The organism is Embleya sp. NPDC059213 (assembly GCF_042754445.1).
Taxonomy (GTDB): Bacteria; Actinomycetota; Actinomycetes; order Streptomycetales; family Streptomycetaceae; genus Embleya.
Genome location: NZ_JBHZAV010000317.1, coordinates 1 through 6,568, shown reverse-complemented (window position 1 = coordinate 6,568; position 6,568 = coordinate 1). Strand labels below are relative to the sequence as shown.

At 69.0% G+C, this 6,568-nt stretch carries 4 protein-coding genes; 3 read left to right on the top strand and 1 reads right to left on the bottom strand.

What is annotated here, in order from left to right; translation table 11 throughout:
- Nucleotides 1–346: 346 nt before the first annotated feature.
- Together ACFXMF_RS46050 and ACFXMF_RS46045 are read left to right on the top strand one after the other, a co-directional pair.
- Nucleotides 347–1,807: a rhamnulokinase family protein gene (locus tag ACFXMF_RS46050; protein WP_379992791.1), complete on the top strand. Its 1,461-nt coding sequence runs from the start codon at nucleotides 347–349 to the stop codon at nucleotides 1,805–1,807.
- Between the two features lie 127 nt (nucleotides 1,808–1,934).
- On the top strand, nucleotides 1,935–2,960 hold the full coding sequence (locus tag ACFXMF_RS46045; RefSeq protein WP_379992792.1) for a LacI family DNA-binding transcriptional regulator: 1,026 nt from the start codon (nucleotides 1,935–1,937) through the stop codon (nucleotides 2,958–2,960).
- A 74-nt stretch (nucleotides 2,961–3,034) separates the two neighbouring features.
- Here ACFXMF_RS46045 and ACFXMF_RS46040 read toward each other — a convergent pair whose 3' ends face one another.
- Nucleotides 3,035–5,638, bottom strand: a complete 2,604-nt coding sequence (locus ACFXMF_RS46040) for a collagenase (RefSeq protein WP_379991641.1) — start codon at nucleotides 5,636–5,638, stop codon at nucleotides 3,035–3,037.
- A 443-nt stretch (nucleotides 5,639–6,081) separates the two neighbouring features.
- On the opposite strand from ACFXMF_RS46040, the gene ACFXMF_RS46035 reads away from it, so the two are divergent.
- Nucleotides 6,082–6,568, top strand: a 487-nt coding sequence (locus ACFXMF_RS46035) for a cellulose binding domain-containing protein (RefSeq protein ID WP_380021249.1), incomplete at its 3' end; no start/stop codon positions are given.

Below are 6,568 nucleotides of genomic sequence, written 5' to 3'. Positions count from 1 at the left end.
GATTTGCCTCATGCGCCGGCCGGGCTGATTTGCCTCGTGCGTTGGGTGGGTTGGTTGCCCTCGTGCGTTGGGCGGGTTGGGTTCGCCTCAAACGCCGGCGGGGCTGAGTGGCCTCAAGCGCCGGCCGGGCTGATTTGCCTCATGCGTCGGCCGGGCTGATTTGCCTCATGCGTCGGACGGGCTGGTTTGCCTCGAATGCCGGCGGGGCTGGGTGGGTCGGGGGCTTCAAGTGGTGGCCGGGTTGCTTGGCTCGTGGGTTGGTGGGGGTGGGTTTGCCTTGAGTGTCGGGTGGGCTGGGGCGGTTGGGGTTTGGTTGGGTTGGGGTTTTTGGTGAGGAGGGGTTGGGGTGCGGGGATTTGTGGCTGTTGATTTGGGGGCGTCCAGTGGGCGGGTGCTGGCTGGGCGGGTGGGGGGTGGGGTGTTGACGGTGAGTGAGGCTCATCGGTTTGCGAATCGGCCGGTGCGGGTCGGTGGGACCTTGCATTGGGACGTGCTCGGGTTGTATGCGGGCGTGTTGGACGGGTTGCGGGCTGCGGGGCGGGTGGGGGGCTCGCCGGTGAGTGTGGGGATTGATTCCTGGGCGGTTGATTTCGGATTGTTGGATGCGGATGGGGTGCTGCTCGGGAATCCGGTGCATTATCGGGACGCGCGCACCGATGGGGTGTCGGAGCAGGTGTACGGTCGGATGGATGCGGCGGATCTGTATGCGAACACCGGGATCCAGCATGCGAGTTTCAATACGGTGCATCAGCTCGTCGCGGCGTCCGGCACACCGCAATTCGCGGCTGCTCGGCAGGCGTTGCTGATTCCGGATCTGATTTCGTACTGGCTGACCGGAGTGGCGGGCACCGAGGTCACCAATGCCTCCACCACCCAGTTGCTGGATCCCCGTTCGGGACGCTGGTCGAGTGCGGTGATGGACGCGCTCGGGCTCGATCCGGGGTTGTTCCCGCCGCTGCGGCTGCCCGGCGAGGCGGCGGGCGCGCTCACCGCGGAGGTGCTCGCCGAGACGGGGCTGCGCGGGCCTGTACGGGTCACCGCCGTCGGATCGCACGACACCGCGTCGGCGGTGGTCGGGGTGCCGGCGGACGGCAGCCGGTTCGCGTACATCTCCAGTGGCACGTGGTCGCTGGTCGGGGTCGAACTCGACGCCCCGGTGCTCACCGAGGAGAGCCGTCGGGCCAACTTCACCAATGAGCTGGGCGTCGACGGCACCGTGCGCTACCTGCGCAACGTGATGGGGTTGTGGCTGCTCCAGGAGTGCATGCGGTACTGGGACCGGCTGGGCCGACCGCAGTCGCTGGAGCGGCTGCTCGACGAAGCGGCACAGGTACCGGCGCTGCGGTCACTGGTGGACGCCGCCGATCCCGCCTTCCTGGCGCCCGGCGACATGCCGGACCGGATCGCGGCGGCCTGTCGGCGGGCGGGCGAACCGGTGCCCGAGACGCCCGGCGAGATGGTGCGCTGCATCGTGGACAGCCTGGCGCTCGCCTACCGGGGCGCGGTGCTGGACGCGCAGCGGCTGGCGGCACACGCGGTCGACGTCGTGCACATCGTCGGCGGCGGGGCGCTGAACACGCTGCTGTGCCAGGTGACCTCGGACGCGTGCGGACTGCCGGTGGTGGCCGGGCCGACCGAGGCGGCGGCGCTGGGCAATCTGCTGATCCAGGCCCGGGCGGCCGGGAGCGTGACCGGCTCGCTGGCGGACCTGCGCCGGTTGTTGCGCGAGACCCAGCCGCTGCGCCGGTACGAGCCGTGCGGCGACGCGGGCGACTGGGCGCGAGCGGCGGATCGCCTGCCGGTGTGACCGGGGCGCCCGCACCGGCGGCGAACGGGCGCGGACGCCGAGCAGGGGCCGGCGGTGTGGCAACCGTTAGGCTGCCGTGATGGTTGCCGCCGGACCGTACCGGCCTGGAGAAGCGGATCGATCCCCGATGACGACGTCGAGCATCAAAGAGGTGGCCCGTCGGGCCGGCGTGTCGGTGGGCACGGTGTCCAACGTGCTCAACCACCCGGAGCGGGTCGCCGAGTCGACCCGGACCCGGGTGCTCGAAGCGGTGGAGTTGCTCGGCTTCGTACGCAACGACTCGGCTCGATCGCTGCGTTCGGGCATCGCGAACACCGTCGGTCTGATCGTTTTGGACGTGGCCAACCCGTTCTTCACGGATGTGGCGCGCGGCGTGGAGGACGTGTGCAACGAGAGCGGCTCGGTGGTCATCCTGTGCAACTCGGACGACTCCGGAGCCAAGCAGGATCGGTATCTGCGGGTGCTTCAGGAGCAGCGGGTGCGCGGCGTGTTGGTCACCCCCGCCCGGGACGCCGAGTTGCCGGTGGCGGAGTTGCGGGCGCGCGGGCTGGCTGTGGTGCTGCTCGATCGCACCGGCGACCGGGCCGACCTGTGCTCGGTCGCGGTGGACGACGTGGCGGGCGGGCGGATGGCCGGCGAGCATCTGGTCGCCGAGGGGCATCGCGAATTCGTGTTCGTCAGCGGCCCGCTGACCATCCGTCAGTGTGCTGATCGGCGACGCGGCATGCGGGCCGCGCTGCGCGACGCGGGACTGCGGCTGGGCACGTGCACCCGGGATGTGGTGGTGCCGGCGATGAACGCCCGCTCGGGCACCGAGGCCGCCGTCCGGCTGCTTGCCGACGGTCGGCTGCCGTCGGCGGTGTTCTGCGCGAACGACCTGCTGGCGATGGGGTTGATGCGCGAGTTGTCGCGTGCGGGGGTGCGGGTTCCGCAGGACGTCGCGGTGGTGGGCTACGACGACATCGAGTTCGCGGCGGCGTCGGCGGTGCCGCTGACCTCGGTGCGTCAGCCCACGTATCGGCTCGGGCGTACGGCCGCCGAACTGCTCTTCGAGGAGAGCGAGCAGCCGGAGTCGCACACCCATCGGCAGGTGGTGTTCCGGCCCGAGTTGGTCGTGCGCGAATCGACGACGGGCGGCGACGAGACCCGGTAGGGTCCCGCCGCCGCCCGCTGTGGCTCACGCGACTCGTGGTGCGCGTTCCGTGCGATCGGTGGTGCGTGTTCGGATCAGTAGGCGGTGGTGACCGACGTCCCGGCGAAGGTTTCCGTCGCCTGGAGGCCGATGTAGTGGTAACCCTCGGACGGTGCCGTGATGGTCAGCGACTCGGCGTTTCCGGCCGCGGTGGACTTGGCGGTGTAGGCGGTGTTCGTGGCCCACACGGCACTGTTGTAGTAGAGGTCGGCGTTGCCGGTACCGCCGGCGGTGGTGATGGTCAGCTTGGCGGTACCCGCGGGGATGTAGATGTAGAAGTAGAGCTTGTCGTTGCCGTCCTTGGTCGCCGACAGGTTGCTGCGCCGGCAGTTCTTGCCCAGCGCGCGGGTGTCGGGGTCGGTGCACTCGGTGCCGCCACCGCCGCCGATGGTGACGGTGTGCGTGACGTTCGCGGTGGCGCCCGCGTTGTCGGTGACGGTCAGCCGCACGGTGTGGCTGCCGGCCGCGAAGGTCTTGGTCGGGTTCGCCTCGGTCGAGGTGGTGCCGTCGCCGAAGTCCCAGGCCCGGGAGGCGATGGTGCCGTCCGGGTCGGTGGAGGTGTCGGTGAAGGCGACCGAGGTGCCGTTGACGGCGTTGGTGAACTCGGCCACCGGCGGACGGTTGCCGGGAGTGGTGCCGCCGCCGCACCCACCTGCCGCGCAGGCCGCGAGCCAGGTGTACCAGTCGCTGTCGTAGCGGCTGCCGATGGTGCTCGTCAGGAACGTGCGGGCGCCGGTCCAGTCGCCGGTCCGGTAGTAGCCCAGCAGTCGGGTGATGTCCGCGGGGTGCTTCTCCAGCATGTACCGCACTGCGAGGTAGCCCCAGCGGTAGATGCGGGTCGTGTCGTTGGAGTAGGTGGTGTCGAACACCGTGCTCAGGGCGTAGGTGCGCTTGCCCGCCTCGGTGATCGCCGCGTCGTAGGGCAGCTTGCGGTAGGAGTAGGAGACGTACTCCGCGAAGCCCTCGATCCACCAGATGGTGGGGGTGGTGACACCGGCGTCGAAGTCGCCGGCCATGTCGAAGCGGCCGTCGAGGTAGTGCGTGTACTCGTGGTTGAGGTTCCAGATCTCGAACGCGGGACGCGTCCACTCGGCCTCGTAGGCGATGAAGCGCGGCTGGTTGCCGGCCGCGCTCGGGTCGCCCTCCAGGTACATGCCGCCGTTGTTGGTGTCGATGCCGAAGATCGCACCGGCGTAGGTCTGGTAGTCGGTGCTGGAGTCGAAGACCACGACTTCGATCTTGGTGTTGTGGTCGTTGGCGACCGGGCCGTTGTCCGCGGCCACACTGTGGAAGTAGGCGTCCTGGTTGCGCAGGCTGGTGCACGCTTGGGTGAGGTTGGCCGAAGTCATCTCCTGCGCGCGGATCTTGATGCTGTCGCTGCAGGTGTAGTCGACGGTCAGTACGGCCGCGGTCAGCCGAGTGGCGAGATCGCAAGTGTCGTAATAGGCACACTGCGCCTTGTCGTAGTAGTCCGCGCCCGAGGCCAGTGCGACCCACAACGAGGCGGTCGGGCCGGTGATCGAGGTGGCCTGGAGGTGGGTGCGCACCATCGGGCGCACCCTGGTCTGCAGGGTCGGGTACTGGACGAAGCGCACCAGTTCGCGACCCGCGTTGGTGGTCAGGAAGGCCCGGTCGGTGCCGAGCAGGTCACGGTGTGCGGTCGCGAACGCGTCGACCGCGTCGATGACGCTCGGGTCGGCCTTGACGGTGCTGACGAACTCCGGGACCTGGTGGCCGCGGAACAGCACGGTGAAGACGTTGTTGACCGCGGTCTTCATCCACCAGGACGCGTCGTACGAGCTGTTGTAGCCCGCCAACAGGCGCTTGACCACGGACAGGTAGCGGGCGTTCTCCTCGGCGCTGTCGATCAGGGTGACCGCCTCGGCCAGCGTCTCGCCGTTGGCGTCGGTGACGTCGGAGGAGTGCGCGTTGGCAAAGAAGGTGTCCAGACCGGACCGGATGGCGGTCTGCAACGTGGGCCCGTAGGTGCCCACGGTGGACTGGTTGTACCAGTGCACGTAGTAGCCGGCCCGCAGGAAGAGCACGATCTGCGGGGCACCGGTGCTGCCGTTGCCCGGGTAGGCACCGGCCAGGTCGCGCAGGGCGTAGGCGACCGAAGTCATCTGCGCCTCACGGAAGATCGAGGAGGCGTCCGTCCCGGTCACCGTGAACAGCGTGTTGACGCAGTCGGTGGTCGACGCCTTGATCTGCTGGACGAGCGCGCTGCCGGTGCGACTGGCGAAGTCGGCGACCGTACAGGTCGCCGCCGCGGCGGTGCGTTGCCCGGCGGCCATCGACGGGCGGTTCGGGAGCACGGCCGCCGCCGGGTCGTCGTAGTCGCGCTTGGCGGTGGCCGACGCGGACGCGGACAGCGGTGGTTGCACGGGTACCGGCAGCGGTTTGCCCTGGGTGTGCGGGGTCTGGTCGGCCGGTGCGCTGGGGGCGGTGCCGGCCGACGGTCCGGCGGTGGAGGAGGAGTTGGGGGACGAGCCGGCGGTTGCCCGGGACGTGGACGTCGCCGCGGCCGGATCGGAGGGGGCGGCCGATCCGGGCTGGGTGAACAATCCGAAGCCCATGGCGAGGGAGATGCCTACCACCGCGATGCGGCGAAGTCCCTGTCGTGCCGATGTGGTTCGCAAAGACCGTCTCCTTGCGGGACGGAGGTCACGCCGATGCGTGCCTCCGGTTGAGGGGTGGTGCCACGGCATGAGCGGTTCGTCGCCGGTCCCGCTCCGGGGACTTCCGGGATCGGCGCGAGCGTGGTCCTGGTCGCTGCCTCACCGAAATCCCAACGGTGGCAAGGCAGTTGGTGCCACGGCAGACCGGAAGGGGAGCGTCCGGCCGACCGCGTGACATGTACCATGTCACAAATCACATTTTGCGTGAAGGCCTGTGGAAGAACGAGTGCGGCCAACGAAATGGCAGCCGTCGGTGGGGAGATCCCGATTCGAGCTGATCCCTACTGGTCTAGACCTTGATTATTGGTCCAGACCTTCATTACGCTCGCCCTACTGTGTGAGCCGGACATCCCGGCTCATTGTGGGGCGCAGGTTCTCCATCGGATCCCAATCCAGGAGCACCCATGGCCATCGGAACCGTGAGGCGCACCAAACGCACCGCACCAGGCAAGAGATTCATTGCGATCTGTGCCGCCCTGTTACTCCCGCTCGCCGCGATGGTCGGCCTCTCGGCCGCGCCCGCGCAGGCTGCCGCGGGCGCGACCGCAACGTTCGCCAAGACCTCCGACTGGGGCAGCGGCTTCCAGGCGGAATGGACGATCAAGAACACCGGTACCACCGCGATCACGAGTTGGACCGTCGAATGGGACTTCCCCACCGGCACCAACCTGGGTTCGTACTGGGACGCGCTCATCACCAAGTCCGGAACGCACATCACCGCGAAGAACCGTGAGTACAACGGCTCGCTCGCACCCGGGGCCAGTGCCAAGTTCGGCCTCCTCGGTTCCGGACCCGGCAGTCCGAGCAACTGCAAGGTCAACGGCGGTCCCTGTGACGGCGCACCGCCGGTGGACAACCCGCCGAGCGCACCGGGAACACCCACCGCCACGG